This is a genomic window from Anaerolinea thermophila UNI-1, from assembly GCF_000199675.1.
GTDB classification, from domain to species: Bacteria; Chloroflexota; Anaerolineae; order Anaerolineales; family Anaerolineaceae; genus Anaerolinea; species Anaerolinea thermophila.
The window spans coordinates 3,061,378-3,076,631 of the sequence record NC_014960.1 but is presented as its reverse complement, the minus strand read 5'-3'; the positions used below and the strand labels follow the sequence as shown (position 1 = coordinate 3,076,631).

The following is a 15,254-nucleotide window of genomic DNA, read 5'->3' as shown; positions in this document are numbered from 1 at the left end:
CCTTTCGAGGTTAAATTGGATAAATTTTATATGATTTATTATAAAAATTCCTGAGAGGTTTTGTCAAGTTTGTATGGCATAACGTGAAACATCTGCTTGAGCGAAAACTGGATATCCGGGTCGAATTTTTTGGAAAATCCTGCAATTTTTGGCGTGCTTTTGCGTATACTGAAACAGAGTGCTGGGATTTCCATGCGCCTGCAAGATTTGTTCTCAGAGAGGAGTTTGTTCTTATGAACGATTCACGCGCTCGTATTGTGCTGAGCGTCCTGCTGATTCTGATGGGGTTGGCATTTTTAGCCTTTGAGGTTGCTGGTTGGGCAGGGATCACCCTCACCTGGCCCCTGGGCATTATCGCAGTAGGCGGGTTGCTTTTCCTTGCCATGCTGTTTGGCGGACGCGGGCTGGGGGTGCTGGCAATTCCCGCCAGCATCGTCACCATGCTGGGGGCAATCTTCTGGGTGCAGGAACGTTTTGATTTGTATCAAACCTGGGCGTATGCCTGGGCGCTGATTATCGTCTCCGTAGGTTTTGGCCTGCTGATTTACGGCTTATGGAGCAATCTGCCTGAAATGCGCCGCTCCGGCTGGAAGACCATGCAGGTCGGGATTATCCTGTTCCTGATTTTTGGCGCCATCTTTGAATTGCTCTTCAGCCTGGTGGGGGTGGGGGCGCGCCTGGGCGGCGGGTTGTTCTGGGCGCTGATTCTCGCCGGACTGGGTGTGCTGTTGCTGGCAATTCGGCTGTCGCGTTTCATCCTGCGCCGCGGTGAAGCCGGCGGCGAGTGGGACTTCTTCTGGCCCCTCATGTTTATCACCTTTGGGGTGCTGTGGCTGTTGGTTTCGGTCAGCGCACTCCCATCGCAAAACCTGACCGCCATCTTCCGCCTCTGGCCTGCATTCCTGGTGGTGTTTGGCTTGCTGGTGCTGGTGGGGCATCGCTACCCGCTGGCGAATCTGGCGCTGGGGCTTATTACCGCCGCGGTGATTGTCTGGGCGGTGTGGACGGGCGCGGCGGCGCGTCTGCCGGTGCGCTCGGGTTTGTTGTTCATCCCGTCTATTTCTGCGCAGGGAAGCGTCACGGAAGTCATCACCGGCAACGGTCAGATGGCAAGCGAAACCCGCGAGGTGCGCGGTGTCTCCAGCCTGCTGGTGGAAGGCGCCAGCGAGGTGACCCTGGTTCAGGGCGCTAAAGAGGAACTGGTCATCGAAGCCGACGAAAACCTTCTGCCCTACCTGACCAGCCGTTTGGTAGCGGGAAAACTGGTGCTGGGCATTCAGCCCGGGGTGGGCATTTCTCCCACCCGCAGTATCCGTTACCGCCTGACCGTCAAATCGTTGAATGAAATTGAAGCCAGTGGAGCATCGAAGATCATGCTGGACGGCTGGGAAGGCAAGGATTTATCTCTGCGCATTGAAGGCGCCAGCGAGTTCTCGCTCAAAGGGCTGACGGTGGATCGCCTGGAAGTGACTATTGACGGGCTGGGCAAGGTGACGGCGGCAGGCATTGCTCCCGCGCTGGATGTGGAGATCAGCGGGTCGGGTACGCTGGATGCTGGTGACCTGCGCACCGAGCGCGCCGATGTGCGTGTGGACGGGCTGGGCAATGTGACCCTTTGGGTGACCGACGAACTGGAGACGCGCATTTCCGGCGCGGGCTCGGTGGCGTACTACGGCAGTCCGCGCGTCAAACCGCGCAACGATGGGCTGGCAACCCTGCGCTCGCTGGGCGAAAAGTAAAGAGATTGCGGAGGAAAACGCCACTCCGGAGATGGACAAGAGCCTCTCCGGAGTGGTTTGTTTAATAGAGAACTCTTATGGAAATATCGTTCTTAAATTCTGAAGAATGTTCAGGCTTCAACTGATTTTTCTTTTGCTTCTTGTTGAGATTGAGTGTAGATCTCAATCATTTGATAGATTTTCTTTCGCGTCTCTATTGGGTTGGCAATTCCTTGAAAACTCCCTTTTGTTCCACCGGTTCCGATTACAGTGACTGTTCCATAGTTAAAAATACGTCCCAGGATGCTTTGGTAAACCGACACGCTTTCAATCTTTGACAAGAAAATTTCAATTGTTTGCCGGCGAATGAACCCGCTTTTTGCAATGATGCGCCGGTTTGTGACACCAAACTCGGTTGTTAACATCATGATGGTGGCTCGGATTCCAAGCAAAATAGAATAAAAAAGCAAAAAAAGGAATAGGCATATCAGTACACTGGCATCCTTCTCGTTCAGAGAAAGAATGAAAAGAAAAACGGTCACGATAAATGCAAGAACAGGGGATAGAAAAATCATGGGATGCACCCGAGCGGTGAAGAAAACTTTCTCATTGGGCAATAGATTATCACTGATGTAACTCACTTTATGCTCCTATCGTATCTATTCTGAAAACATAATTGTCTGAGAGGATTCTTAAGGCACCGAAAAACAATCGGGGGATCAAGGTTGATTTCACCATTTTAGGGGGATATTTTCCAAAATCATGATGAAAAACATGCCCTTGTTGCTTCTAATGCTTTTATTGTACATTTGATTTGGGAATTGATTAAAAAAAGCAAATCCATCTGAGATTTACCTGCTCTTCTTACCCGGTGCATGAGTATCCCCCTTGCCAATCTCCCCGCCTGCGGGTATGCTTAACGGCGGGGATGGCTGAGTCCCGGTGGGCTTCACGGTCTTCAAAACCGCTGACGGGTCGCGTGGCGAGCCGTGGTGGGTTCGACTCCCATCCATCCCCGCCTTTTCTTTTATGGATTGGAGAAAATTAACCAGGTGCGCCGGTCGAGCAAGCCGTCGGCGCTCTCCCCTCCCAGTAAAAGATACGCCATACCTTCCGAATACGTCAGGGTGAAATCTGCCGAGGGCACGTCCATAGCGGTGGCGGCGCTCCAGACATTGCTGGCGGCAAAGTACACTTCCAGCGTGGCGGCAAAGCCCTGCTGTTGATACCCGCCCAGCACGGCAATGCGTCCATCGGGCAGGAAGGTGACTGCGGGCTGGATGCGCCCTTCGTTCATCGGCGCCAGGCTTTCCCAGCGGTTTTCCTGCCAGCGGTACACCTCAACGGCGTTGAGCGACTGCCCGCTGGCGTTTTGTCCACCGAACAGGATGACATCCCCTTCGGGTAGACGCAATGCGGCGTGATTCCAGCGTGGGGTTTGCAGTGGGGCGGTGGGCGTCCAGGTACGGGCGTTCAGGTCATAGATCAGGGCTTTGCCTGCGGCTTCGCCTTCGCCCCCCGCAACCAGCGCGCGCCCATCGGGCAACAGGGTGGCACTGGCATGGCAAAGCGGATAAGGCGGCGCGCCGGCATCCTGCCAGGTCATCGAGACCGGGTCAAACAGTTCGGCTGTGGCATCCTGTCCGCACCCGCCGGCAATGAGCAACCAACCGTTGTCCATTAACACGGCGATATGTCCCACCCCATGGGGATACAGAGGCAGGAGCGTGCTCCACGATTCGCTTGCCGGGTCGAACAAATCGGCGGTTTGCACAATTCCCGAGTCACTTTCCCCGCCCACTGCCAGCACCCGTCCATCCGGTAAGAGTGTGGCAGAGTGGTGGGCGCGGGCGGCAACCATGGCGTTAATCTCGCGTGCGTCCGAGCGGTCGCTGTCCAGGAGGAAAGTCTTCATGGTCACCCCGCTGAGGGTCTTTCCCCCAGCAATCAACAGGCGTCCATCCTGCAGGCGGGTGGCCGTGTGCCCTGCCAGGGGCAGAGGCAGGGGGAATGCTTGCGGACTGAAATAAACGGGGAAGGAACTGCCCGCCTGTCCGGTAGGTAAGGGAGGAACCGGAGTGAGCGTGGGTGTAGGGGTAAATTGCAGGATGGGGGTGGGGGTGTTTGTGGGGGGCGGTGCAGTGTTCACATAAGCCGGGGGGGCAGTGGGCTGAACGGCTGTTCCGCCGCCACTGGCAATGGGAATCAGACTCTGACGCAATTTCGAGGGCAAGTCAGTGACCAATGCCGCCACGATGATTGCCATAACGAAAAGGATGAACAGTGCCACCTGCAGGAACACCGTGAGCCAGTTGGTTTTCGGTTCCTCTTCTTCCTTCCTGGAAGGACGGCGAGGCGGGGGGGCTTCCCGCTTGCCAAACAAACCGCGCCGTTCGGGCTTGCGGAAAGCGCTGACCACACTGTCGGCGGGAGCAGGCTCGCTCTCTTGCGGAATTTCTGCTTTCGTCGGGCTTTCTTCCAGTGCGGGGGTGGAAATAAATGGCTGGATTGCAGGCTTTTCGGGGGGCGCAGCCATACGGGGGGCGCTTTCACGGCTTTCCTCAATCAGTGATTCGATGAACTCACGGTCAATTTCGCCGCCGGGTGGTGTGGCAAACGTGGGAGGCGTAGTAAAGGGAGGAACTGGAGGCGGTTCAGGTTTGCCCTCGCGCGCGGGTGTCAATCCCTGGGCTTCAGGGGGGATGCTGGAGGACGCCGGTTCAGGTGTTATGGGTACACCTGGGGGATAAGGCGCAGGTCGCTGGGCAGGTGCCGATTTCTCCCGCAACACCTGCAGGGCTTTGCGGGCTTTTTCGCTGTTGGGATTAAACTTCAGGCACACTTCCAGCGCCTGAATACGTTGCAGGTCATCGGTAAGACATTCGGTCAGCCATAACCAGGCGGCTTCGTTAGCGGGTTCTTTTTGCAGAATCTGCATCAGCAGGGCGCGGGCTTGTTCTTTTTGCCCGGCTTTGATTAACTGAATGGCATCCTGTAAAAGTGCAGGCATAAGGATTTGCCTTTCTCTATCGACAGATTGCATTCCATTACATTATATCCTGTCAGGAAAGAGGGAGTGCATTCCAGTATAATTGAAAGCATGGATAACGGTTTAAGCATGGATCTGGATGCTCTGATCACACGCGTGATGAGCGTGGAAGACAAAACCCTCGGCTCGGTGGAGCAGGGTTTCGTCGTGCGCTACCGTGGCAGATTGATGGGGGAAGATACGGCGCGCCTGTATGACTGGTTGGAAGATGCCTTGCGCCCCTACCAGTTGACTCCCGTGTTTCGCATGGAAGACAGACGGCATGTGGTTTACTTCATCCCTGCTCAACCTCAGCCCAAACCTTCCAGCGGACGTTTGAATTTGATTCTCTTCATCCTCACGCTGATCAGTGTCATTTACACTGGTGGAGCCATGAGTATAACGCAGGAACCACCGCCCGGTTTCATCCCGGGATTGATGGCATATCTCTCGGCGGGCTGGCCTTTTGCCGTTGCCATTCTCTCCATCATGGGCGCTCATGAGTTCGGGCATTACCTGATGGGGCGTTACCACAACGTGCATGTCAGTCTGCCGTATTTCATCCCCTTCCCGAACGTGTTCGGTACGCTGGGTGCGGTAATCAACATGAAAGAGCGGGTGAAAAACCGCCGCGTTCTGCTGGATATTGGCATTGCCGGACCGCTCTCCGGGTTGGTGGTCTCTCTGCTGGTGCTGGGTATCGGGCTTTCTCTCTCCAACCTGAGTACACTGCCGCCCGCTCCGCCGCAATTGCCTTCAGAGGGCGGTTTCTTCCAGCAATTCCTGGACCGCCTGACCGCGCCGGTGACGCTGACGCTGGAAGGCAATTCTATCCTCTATCTGCTGATGAAGTATCTGCGCTTTGGCATGCTTTTACCTGCGCCGGCAGATTACGGTGGTGTGCCGCCCGTGCTGTACTGGATTCGTTATTTCTTCACCGCCAGTCCGCCCCCTTATGGCGGGGTGGATGTCAGTCTGCATCCGGTTGCCTGGGCGGGGTGGGGCGGTTTGCTCATCACTGCCCTGAACCTTATCCCGGCGGGCACGCTGGACGGCGGACACCTGATTAACGTGCTTATCGGGCGCAAGCGCGCCATGCGCCTCTTGCCGTGGATTCAGGGTATTCTGCTGGCAATGTCCTTGCTTTCCATTAACTGGCTGATCTGGCTTCTGCTCATCTCGTGGCTGGGCAAAGCCTACGCCGAACCCCTGGATGAAATCACCCCGCTGGATCCTCCGCGCAAGGCGCTGGCGGTGCTGGGCATCATCATTTTCTTCCTGGTTTTCACTCCTGTACCCATCAGTGGGATGTAGTTTTGGCGGAAGTCCTATCGCGCCCTGAGCATGTCGAAGGGCGCGATTTTTCATCTTGGCGGGCAGAACAACGGGAAACGGTTGGGCGGCATACCCCGAGACTGTCGAGGGATATGCGGTGAACCGTGTGCTGGGACGTGTTTGCGGATCAATAGAGATTGGGTGTGCGCTGAGCGCGTTGAAGCGTGCGCATCCCCGGCATACTCGGCGTTTGGAAGCCCAGGCTGGAAAAATTTGCTTTCCCATCATGTAAGGAAATCCAAAAAAACACTTGACCTGGAGTCAACTCCAGGGTTTAAACTGTTAGTAGAGGTGAGCAAGATGAAGATTGCAGAAGTGAGCCAACGCTTTGGGATTTCTCTGGATACTCTGCGCTACTACGAGCGTATTGGACTGCTCCCGCCGGTCAAACGCAACGGGAGCGGCATCCGCGAGTACGACGAGCAGGACTTACGCTGGATTGACTTTATCCAGTGCATGAAGCGCGCTGGTTTGCCGCTGGACTCCCTGCGGGAGTATGTGCAACTGGTTCAGCAGGGTGATGAGACCATCCCAACCCGCAAAGAAATTTTGCAAGCCCACCGCGAGCAACTGGCAAAGCGCATTCAGGAACTGCAGGAAACGCTGGACATGCTGGATCGCAAGATTGCCAACTACGAAAATCGCCTGTTAATGCGCGAAAAAGAAATGCTCTCTGAGCAGGAATAATTTTTCTTCAAACGTCGGGCAAGCCTGTCTTTTTTCAGTTTTCTCAGCCACAGGAAGGAGTGTCAGGATGCAGTACGTTCGTCTGGGTAACACTGGTTTGAAGGTCTCACGGATTTGTCTGGGCTGTATGAGTTACGGTCAACCAACCGAACAGTGGAAATGGGCACTCAACGAGGAAGAGAGCCGTCCCTTCATTAAGCGCGCCCTGGACTTGGGGATTAACTTCTTCGATACCGCTAACGTGTACGCCAGTGGGATGAGCGAAGTAGTGGTGGGCAAAGCCCTGCGCGAAATGGTCTCGCGGGACGAGGTGGTCATTGCCACCAAGGTCTTCTTCCCCATGGGCACGGGTCCCAACGACCGCGGGTTGTCGCGCAAGCACATCTTCAGTGCCATTGATGCCAGTTTGAAGCGTCTGGGCACGGATTATGTGGATCTCTACCAGATTCACCGCTGGGATTACGAAACCCCTATTGAAGAAACGCTGGAAGCCCTCAACGATGTGGTGCGCGCAGGTAAAGCCCGCTACATTGGCGCTTCGGCCATGTATGCCTGGCAGTTTGCCAAAGCCCTTTTCACCTCCGATTTGCACGGCTGGGCGCGCTTTGTCTCCATGCAGAATCACTACAACCTGATGTACCGCGAGGAAGAGCGCGAGATGATTCCGCTGTGCCGTGATCAGGGCATTGGTATCATTCCTTACTCCCCGCTTGCCAAAGGCAGGCTGGCGCGCAAACCTACCTCTGAGGAAGCCAAAACCATGCGCGCTCAAACCGATGAATACGGCAATCGACTTTACGCAAATGAAGACCCCACCATCATTTACCGCGTCGCCGAGGTGGCCGAGAAGCGCGGTCTTCCCATGGCACAGGTAGCCCTGGCATGGATGCTTGCCAAGCCCTACATCACTGCCCCCATTGTCGGCGCCACCAAACTGGAACAACTGGAGCAGGCGGTGGGCGCGCTGGAGGTGCAACTTACCCCGGAAGAGATTCAATATCTGGAAGAACCCTATCAACCGCATCGCATCCTGGGTTTCAGTTAATCACCTGAAGTTCGGGCATAAGTTGGGACATTTGTAGTGTATAAAGAGCCTCCCAACCGATACACTTGGTTCGCAGCAACTAATCGGTAGGAGGCTCATCATGGATAAGTATATCCCGATGCGTTCTTTCATGGAGGAGTTTTTTGATGATGAAATCACCGCTGCCAAAGCGGCAGAAATTGGGCAAGCCATGCTGGTGGCCCGCTCCTTGCGGCTGACCGAGATTGCGGGCAAAATGCGCGGCGGTAGCGCGGCCAGTTACAAACGCATCCAGCGCTTTCTGCAAAAGGTTGACCCGCGGGCCATGCTCTGGCGTCTGTTTTGTGAACAAGCCGAGTATGTGATTGGCGACCCGACCGAGATTGAACGTCCACAAGCCTGGAAGACGGAGTATGTCGGCACGCTCAAAGACGGCAAGACGCGAGGCTTCTGGGTGTTGCTGTTGGCCACACCCTATCGCGGACGGGCTCTCCCTTGCGGTTTGCTGACCTACTCGTCCAAGACCATCGCCGCTGACCGGTCGTCGCGCAATGTGAACCATGTCCGTGCGTTCGCCGGATTGAAAGACCTGCTGGGGGAGCGTCCGTTGGTGTTGGATCGGGAATTCAGTTACCTCGAATTGTTGCTCAATCTGGTCGAAGAGGGAGTGAACTTTGTCATTCGTCTGAACCTGGGCCACCATCCGCCCAGGTTCTGGGATGCCGAGGGCAGGGAAGTGGTCTTATCACTCGCTCCCGGTGAAAAGGTAATCCACCCATCCGTGTGGTACAAAGGCAAGGTATGCGTCAACCTGATCGGTGTCTGGAAGAAGGGCCTGGCTGAACCGTTATGGGTGATGAGCAACCTCGAACCCGAGCGGGCATGGCAGGTGTATCTCTGGCGGATGAAAATCGAGGAAACCTTCCGCGATTTGAAAGGACTGCTGGGGATGACCCGGCTGATGAATAAGCGACAGGAAAACATGGAAAAGATGGTAGCAATGCTGCTGTTGGTTTATGCGATTGCCTTGTTGATCGGTGAAGGCTTGCGAGACCGCCTGTATGGATCGCCAAACCAGCTACAGGAGAATGTTGATGTCGTTCTGCACAAGACGGGCAAGAAATGGCGGCGCTATTCGGGTCTGTTTATCTTGCTCAAACAGAAATGGTGGCTTCCACCCCGTGAGTGGCAGTCCATTGTCAAGGAGGCTTTGGCGTCGTTTGTTGCTATCGTTCGCCCAACTGTCCTAACTCATGTCTGAATTTCAGTTAATCACAACTTGACACCTGCCCGTTCCTGCGGTATGCTTACGAGGCGTCCGGGCGGGACCGGCGCGGCAGAAACCTTCGAACCCCGCCAGGTCCGAGAGGAAGCAACGGTAAGGAGGTCCCTCTGGGTGCCGCCGGCAAACCTGCCCGGCGCTTTTTGTACCTTTGACCTGCGGAGAGAAACGGGAGCATGAAATCCATTCCAGTGTGTGATTACGAAGGCTCTGATTATCAGACTTCCTTCTGGGAGCAGGGCGCACGCCGTTATGAGGACGCCGTGGAAGCGGTGGCACTGCGCCGCCTGCTTCCTGCAGGCGGCAAGCGTCTGCTGGAACTGGGCGCGGGCGCAGGGCGGAATACTCCTCGCTATCAGGGCTTTGAAGAAATTACCCTGGTGGATTACTCGCACACCCAACTGCAACAAGCCCGTCAGCGGCTGGGCGATTCGCCGCGCTATCGCTACGTTGCCGCTGATATTTACTACCTGCCCTTCAGCGCGGGTGTGTTCGATGCCGCTACCATGATTCGCACCCTGCATCACATGGTGGAGCCGCGCCTGGCGCTGGAACAGGTGCGCCGCACCCTGCAGAGGGATGCGGTGTTCATCCTGGAATACGCCAACAAGCAGAATCTCAAAGCCATCCTGCGCTACCTCTTACGACGGCAGTCCTGGAATCCGTTTTCTCCAGAGCCGGTGGAATTTGCTCCACTGAATTTTGACTTTCATCCCGCTACGGTGCGCGAATGGCTCAAAGTCAGCGGGTTTGTCATTGAACGCCAGTTGACTGTATCGCATTTCCGCGTGGATTTGCTTAAACGCCTGCTTCCGCTGAGCCTGCTGGTTGCCATGGACTCGCTGGCGCAGTGGACGGGCAATCTCTGGCAATTGACCCCCAGCGTGTTTGCCCGTTGCCGCGCAGTGGGAACATTTGCAACGGGGCAGGGCTTCTTCCGCTGTCCGGCGTGCGGTCAGGAAGGGCTGGCAGACACGCCACCGGAGATTCTATGTCCCTCGTGTGGTCAGCGTTACCCGGTGCGCGATGGAATTTACGATTTCCGTTTGGAAAAGAGACGCTAACTAGCGTGGGGCAAATCCAAGCCAGCGACGCAGGTTTTCCCAAAAATTGGACGGGGGAGCACCAAGTGCCGCCGCTTCGGCGTTCACCGGCGCGGGAGTTCCCTGCGGTTGGAGTGTGGTTTGTACATTGGGGTTAGAGATGGGTCGGAAATTCACATTCCCGCCTTCGCTGGCAAGGGCAATGAGGGCACCCACGAGAAAGAAAATCAGCAATAAAGCGATCAGTGTGGACGGGCGTAAATTCATCAAATCCCCCCGAATTGCCTGGATGTCTATGATTAGATTACCACAGTTTTACCGGAAATTACGCCGAATCTGTCACAGAATCGTTGCGATTTTCATCCTGCCTGAGCGGCGGGTAAACCTCTTCTGGATTCACCTGTGGCAGGTTGACCTGTTCCCGTAAGGCATCCCAGATTCCCTCTGCCTGCCATGTCTGCCAGTCAGGCACAAAGGCGCGGTACAGGCGCTCCCGATCCTCGCGACAGGCTTGCTCGAAAGCCTGTACCCCTGCGATCAGTCGGCGGAAGGGGCGGGTATAGCCGTAAAACATCTCGACCCGCTGGCGCTCTTCTTCCAGGAAAGCCGGTAAAAAAGTCAGCCAGACGTCATCATCGTGAATCTGCCCGAGGCGTTCCTGAATATCCCGCAGGATACTTAACCAGCGGGCTAGTTCATCGGGATACAGTGGGGCAAACGCCTCGGCCGTGTAGCGCAGCCACTTGGTGGCAATACGAAGTTCGTGCAGTTCCTGAACCCGTTCAGGCAGGGGTACGATGGCATCGTATGCCAGGAAAGCGTCCAGACGGCGGGTGATTTCAGTCCGTGCCAGCGTGTACAGTTCGGCATCCGGCGGTGTGTCTTCATTGCACATGGTCAGGTGTTCTTCCAGCAGGATTTTCATCTCATCCAGAATGCCGCGCTCTGCCAGTTTTTCCAGCGCAGAGGTCACCGCAGGTTGATGTCCGGCCCGTGCCTGACGCAGGCGCAACAGCAACCGCTGAAGCCCCGGGCGCAGGCGAATATCTTCCACCGTATCCAGAAACGCCTGCACACGGGCAATCTGCACATCGGCATCACGGGCACCGCCCAATGCCCGCGTCACGCGGCGAATATGTTTCATCCAGTTATCTACCTTTTTGCCGGGAAAGCACAGGGCAAAGAGAGGCAGGGTTGCCCGTAAGCGCCGCGAAGCCACCCGCATGCGGTGAATATGTTCGATGTCTTCCGCGCCGGTGTGCACGCCCTGCCATTCCCGCTGGAAGGCTTTGAGGTGTTTTAAGATGACCCGCGCCCCATAGGCACATAAACAGGCAGACGCTTTCATGGGGGTTCCTCCGTATCTTGATTATACAGGAGTGACAAAAGAAAACGGGAGCCCTTTTCCCTTCAGGGGCTCCCGTATTTCTGGGAAGGACAACGGCTTACTCTGTCTCTTCGTAGTCGTCCAGATCCATCTCCAGCAGTTCGCCGGTGGCGATGAAAACCGTGCGCTCACAGATGTTGGTGACTCGGTCGGCGGCGCGTTCCAGGTTGTGCGCCACCCACAACAGCAGGTTGGTGTGGTCAATCCATTCGGGATGTTCGATCATCGAGGAAATAAGCCCGCGGTACACGTTGTTATACAATTCATCCACCTGCTCATCCTCTTCGGGAATGCGGTGTGCCAGTGTAGCATCTTCCTTGATGAATGCGGAGAGGGAACGGTGGAGCATGGAGACGGTAATCTCTGCCATGCGTTCAAATTCGCGGCTGGGGATGGGAATATCCACTCCTTCAAGGCGCTGACAGACACGGGCAATGCCTTTGGCGTAGTCGCCCATGCGTTCCAGTTCGATGATGACTTCCAGCACTGCTGCCAGCAGACGGAGATCGTGCGCCATGGGTTGCTGTGTGGCTACCACGGCGATGATGCCGTTCTCAATGGCATAGCGTTTTTCATTGATGGCTTGATCGCCGCGAATGATTTCAGCCGCGGCTTTAACATCCCGGCGCTTCAGCGCATCCACCGATTTCACCAGCGCCTGTTCTACCATACTCCCTAACGTCAGGACTTCGTCCTGAATCAAATGTAATTGACGATCTAACGTGGCTCGTGGCATGGGCTTGGTTATACCCCTTTCTTTCAGAATTTGAACAGGCTTTTACCCGAAACGCCCGGTGATGTAATCTTCGGTGCGCTTGTCACGCGGGGTGGTAAAAATCTGACTGGTTTCCCCGTATTCTACCATAACCCCGGCGCGGTCTTCATCCATGGTAAAGAATGCCGTGTAGTCCGAGGCGCGCGCCGCCTGTTGCATGTTGTGGGTGACGATGATGATGGTATAGTTTTGCGAGAGTTCGCGCATCAGGTCTTCGATTTTGAGCGTGGCGATGGGGTCAAGTGCTGAGCAGGGCTCATCCATGAGGATGATTTCCGGCTTAACCGCCAGCGCGCGGGCAATGCACAGGCGCTGTTGCTGACCACCCGAGAGGGAAAGTCCACTCTTTTTCAGGTTATCTTTCACCTCATCCCAAAGCGCTGCGCCGCGCAGGGCTTCTTCCACCAGTTCGTCCATGTTGCCCTTGTAGCCGTTGATGCGTGCTCCCCAAGCCACGTTTTCGTAGATGCTCTTGGGAAAGGGATTGGGTTTTTGGAAGACCATGCCGATATACTGGCGCACCTGCACCGGGTCCACATCGGGCGCATAGAGATTCTTGCCGTGGAAGAGGATTTCCCCTTCCATGCGGAAGCCCGGGACGAAGTCGTTCATGCGGTTGAAGGAGCGCAAAACAGTGCTTTTTCCGCAGCCAGATGGTCCGATGATGGCCGTGATTTTGCGCGGTACAATCTGCAGGTTGACTTCCTTAACCGCGCGGAAATTCCCGTAATACAGGTTCAGGTTACGGGTCTCAATGGCGTAATGGTTCGAATGGTTTTGTTCGCTCATAGTCGCTTACTCAATCGGTTTCGCAGCACAATGGCCGTTGCATTCAATGATAACAGAACTGCCAGCAAAACGAGAATAGCCGCGGCAGCAATATTCCGAAATTCAGGCTGAGGGCGCACTGTCCAGTTGTAAATCTGGAAAGGCAGCGCCGTGAAGAACGAGAACACGCTCTGGGGGTCTTTGTTAATCAAACTGGATGCCCCCACCAGAATCAGCGGCGCGGTTTCGCCCAGTGCGCGCGACACGGCGAGAATCGTGCCGGTGAGGATGCCCGGCAGAGCATAGGGCAGGACGTGATGCCAGATGGTCTGCCAGCGGGTGGCACCCATAGCGAAACTGGCTTCGCGCAGAGAGTTGGGCACGGCCCGCAGGGCTTCCTGCGAACTGATGATCAGGATGGGCAGCACCAGCAGTGCCATGGTCAGCCCGCCGGAAAGGATGGTACGCCCGCTACCGGCATCCATGCCGAAGGCCGCGCCTGAGGTGATGGGCGCCAGGGCGCGCACAAATACTGCCAAACCGAGAATCCCGTAAATGATGGAGGGCACCCCTGCCAGATTTTCAATGTTGGTTTGCAGAATGCGGTTAATGCGGTTGCGCTTATCGGCGTACTCTTCCAGATAAATTGCGGCTCCAACCCCAATTGGGAAGGCGAACAGGATGGTAATCAGGATGATCAACAATGAGCCTTTAATCGCCTGGCGTACCCCGGCTAAATCGGGGTTGGTTGCCATGGAGCGTTGCAGAAAATCCCAGGACAACCATGCTTTAAAGTATATTTGGGCATCCGGGTATTCTTTGCGGATCTCGGCTTCAATTTCTGCGCGCCGGGTCAGGGATTGAAAGAGTGGATAGGATGCGCGCGTGGTAGGTTTGACAATTTCCGCCATGATCAGGGCAGTGAGGTCGGCTTCGCCCATCTGAGCGATGGGCCCCATATCGCGCTCAATGGTGCGCAGGCGCGCAGGGCGTAATTTGTCGCGTAAAATCTGGCGCAATTCTTCGGCGGAGAGTTCTTCCAGGGGACGGTCGGCAAGCGTGGCAGGGTCAACTTTGTTGGTCACAGCCACCAGGGTGAAGGTCTTGTCCACCACAGTGAGGATAAGAATGCCCAGCACAATCAACCCGATGACGGTAGAGAACAGGAACAGCCCCTGGAAGAATTTTCCCCATTGATGGCGGACAGAGAGGTTGCTGGTTTCGGATAAAACCACACCGCGGTTCATTCGTACACCTCCCGCAGACGCGAGGATACCCGTCGGCTGATGATATTCAGAATCAGGGAGATACCAAACAGCAGCAGCCCGATGGCAAAGATGCTGTTGTAATCCGGGGTGTCGTAGGCTACGTCTCCGCCGGAGATGCGGGCGATGTAGCCGGTCATCGTCTCAGCCGATTGCAGGGGATTGAAGGTGAAGTTTGGACCCGAGCCAGCGGCAATCGCGACGATCATCGTCTCGCCAATGGCGCGGGAAAATCCCAGAATGAATCCGGCGATGATCCCCGAAAGTGCCGCTGGCACGACCACCTGGAGAGCGGTTTCCAAACGGGTCGCGCCCATCGCATAGGCCCCCTCACGCAGAGAGTTGGGCACGGCATGCAGAGCATCCTCGCTGATGGATGCCACCAGCGGGATGATCATGATGCCCATCGTCAACCCGGCAGAGAGCATATTATAGATGTTCAGGGCTTCTCCAAAGAAAATGCGCAGGAAGGGGGTTACTGTAGTCAGAGCAAAGTATCCATACACTACAGTAGGAATGCCAGCCAGAACTTCCAGTGCGGGTTTGAGAATCTTGCGGGCTTTTTCCGAGGCGTATTCGCTCAAATAAATGGCAGAGCCCAATCCAAAGGGCACAGCCACCAGCATGGCAATCACGGTAGTGACTACTGTGGCGCTGACCAGTGGCAGTACACCGAAACGTCCCACCGTAGGTTGCCATTCGGTTTGGGTGAAGAACTCTACCAGTGTCACCCCGGGCATTTGAAAGAACAGCAGGGCTTCTTTGCCCAATTCGTACACAATTCCCAGAGTCGTGAAAATAGAGACCGCACCGCACAAAAACAGGAAGGTTTGAATGAAAAGTTCCCCCCAGCGGGTGCGCTTTTGCAAGCGCCTTGAAACATCCACGGCGCTTTCTTCCGGGCGTTTCAAGTGGTTTAAGGTGACTTCCATGAATGACCTC

General features: G+C 55.7%; 14 protein-coding genes, 1 tRNA gene and 1 other RNA gene. 8 read left to right on the top strand and 8 right to left on the bottom strand.

Features of this window, described 5'->3' with window-relative positions; all coding sequences use genetic code 11:
* The first annotated feature begins 233 nt into the window (after positions 1-233).
* Positions 234-1,739 (top strand): head GIN domain-containing protein, encoded by a 1,506-nt coding sequence (locus tag ANT_RS13885; RefSeq protein WP_013561159.1) that lies wholly within the window; start codon positions 234-236, stop codon positions 1,737-1,739.
* Between the two features lie 110 nt (positions 1,740-1,849).
* Here ANT_RS13885 and ANT_RS13880 read toward each other — a convergent pair whose 3' ends face one another.
* The gene (locus ANT_RS13880) at positions 1,850-2,359 is read right to left on the bottom strand and encodes a PH domain-containing protein (RefSeq protein ID WP_013561158.1); all 510 of its coding nucleotides are present in this window, start codon (positions 2,357-2,359) and stop codon (positions 1,850-1,852) included.
* A 283-nt stretch (positions 2,360-2,642) separates the two neighbouring features.
* On the opposite strand from ANT_RS13880, the gene ANT_RS17485 reads away from it, so the two are divergent.
* Positions 2,643-2,736 (top strand) — tRNA-Sec (locus ANT_RS17485).
* 9 nt (positions 2,737-2,745) lie between these two features.
* Here ANT_RS17485 and ANT_RS13875 read toward each other — a convergent pair.
* Entirely contained in the window at positions 2,746-4,728 is a 1,983-nt protein-coding gene (locus ANT_RS13875; protein ID WP_013561157.1) for a Kelch repeat-containing protein, read from the bottom strand.
* Positions 4,729-4,818: 90 nt separating this feature from the next.
* Between ANT_RS13875 and ANT_RS13870 the strand changes: the two genes are divergently transcribed.
* The 6 genes from ANT_RS13870 to ANT_RS13850 all read left to right on the top strand — a co-directional run bounded on the left by ANT_RS13870 (position 4,819) and on the right by ANT_RS13850 (position 10,138).
* On the top strand, positions 4,819-6,060 hold the full coding sequence (locus tag ANT_RS13870; protein WP_041455059.1) for a site-2 protease family protein: 1,242 nt from the start codon (positions 4,819-4,821) through the stop codon (positions 6,058-6,060).
* A gap of 321 nt (positions 6,061-6,381) precedes the next feature.
* The gene (locus tag ANT_RS13865) at positions 6,382-6,768 is read left to right on the top strand and encodes a MerR family transcriptional regulator (protein ID WP_013561155.1); all 387 of its coding nucleotides are present in this window, start codon (positions 6,382-6,384) and stop codon (positions 6,766-6,768) included.
* 67 nt (positions 6,769-6,835) lie between these two features.
* Positions 6,836-7,813 (top strand): aldo/keto reductase, encoded by a 978-nt coding sequence (locus ANT_RS13860; RefSeq protein ID WP_013561154.1) that lies wholly within the window; start codon positions 6,836-6,838, stop codon positions 7,811-7,813.
* Positions 7,814-7,913: 100 nt separating this feature from the next.
* Positions 7,914-9,053: a transposase gene (locus ANT_RS13855; protein ID WP_013558589.1), complete on the top strand. Its 1,140-nt coding sequence runs from the start codon at positions 7,914-7,916 to the stop codon at positions 9,051-9,053.
* A gap of 59 nt (positions 9,054-9,112) precedes the next feature.
* An RNA gene (gene ffs / locus ANT_RS16750) (signal recognition particle sRNA small type) lies at positions 9,113-9,212 on the top strand.
* Positions 9,213-9,250: 38 nt separating this feature from the next.
* A complete protein-coding gene (locus ANT_RS13850; RefSeq protein ID WP_013561153.1) occupies positions 9,251-10,138 on the top strand; it encodes a methyltransferase domain-containing protein in 888 nt (295 codons plus the stop codon).
* Here ANT_RS13850 and ANT_RS13845 read toward each other — a convergent pair whose 3' ends face one another.
* From ANT_RS13845 to pstC, 6 genes are all read right to left on the bottom strand, one after another.
* Positions 10,139-10,384: a hypothetical protein gene (locus ANT_RS13845; protein WP_013561152.1), complete on the bottom strand. Its 246-nt coding sequence runs from the start codon at positions 10,382-10,384 to the stop codon at positions 10,139-10,141. It lies immediately after the preceding gene.
* Between the two features lie 58 nt (positions 10,385-10,442).
* Positions 10,443-11,465: a CHAD domain-containing protein gene (locus ANT_RS13840; protein ID WP_013561151.1), complete on the bottom strand. Its 1,023-nt coding sequence runs from the start codon at positions 11,463-11,465 to the stop codon at positions 10,443-10,445.
* A gap of 97 nt (positions 11,466-11,562) precedes the next feature.
* A complete protein-coding gene (phoU, locus tag ANT_RS13835) occupies positions 11,563-12,240 on the bottom strand; it encodes a phosphate signaling complex protein PhoU (RefSeq protein WP_013561150.1) in 678 nt (225 codons plus the stop codon).
* A 42-nt stretch (positions 12,241-12,282) separates the two neighbouring features.
* The gene (pstB, locus tag ANT_RS13830) at positions 12,283-13,068 is read right to left on the bottom strand and encodes a phosphate ABC transporter ATP-binding protein PstB (RefSeq protein ID WP_013561149.1); all 786 of its coding nucleotides are present in this window, start codon (positions 13,066-13,068) and stop codon (positions 12,283-12,285) included.
* Positions 13,065-14,294: a phosphate ABC transporter permease PstA gene (pstA, locus tag ANT_RS13825; RefSeq protein WP_013561148.1), complete on the bottom strand. Its 1,230-nt coding sequence runs from the start codon at positions 14,292-14,294 to the stop codon at positions 13,065-13,067. The genes pstB and pstA overlap by 4 nt, the downstream gene beginning before the upstream one ends.
* Positions 14,291-15,244: a phosphate ABC transporter permease subunit PstC gene (gene pstC, locus ANT_RS13820; protein ID WP_013561147.1), complete on the bottom strand. Its 954-nt coding sequence runs from the start codon at positions 15,242-15,244 to the stop codon at positions 14,291-14,293. The genes pstA and pstC overlap by 4 nt, the downstream gene beginning before the upstream one ends.
* Positions 15,245-15,254: the final 10 nt, after the last annotated feature.